The sequence below is a fragment of the Bradyrhizobium sp. Unk1 genome (assembly GCF_059512345.1).
In genome coordinates this window covers 1-284 of record NZ_JCAMOP010000271.1, presented here as the reverse complement: position 1 = coordinate 284, position 284 = coordinate 1, and the positions used below count along the sequence as shown (strand labels likewise).

General features: G+C 64.8%; 1 pseudogene. It reads left to right on the top strand.

What is annotated here, in order from left to right:
* Nucleotides 1–284: pseudogene (locus AC5ZFO_RS48450) on the top strand (transposase); the annotation flags it as partial.

The window sequence follows — 284 nt, the reverse complement described above, 5'->3', positions numbered from 1 at the left end:
GGAGCCCTGAGCAGATTGCCCGACGCTTGCCGATCGACTTCCCGGACGACAAGACGATGCGCATCAGCCACGAAGCCCATCTATCAGGCTCTCTTCGTTCAGGGCCGCGGTGTATTACGCAGCGAGCTGACGGCCTGCTTGCGAACCGGGCGCGTGTTGCGCGTGCCCAGGGCGCGCGTACGCAGGCGAGACAAGAACTTCGTCTCGCCGGCGATCATGATCAGTGAGCGCCCCGCTGAAGCGGCCGATCGAGCCGTGCCGGGACATTGGGAGGGAGACCTCAT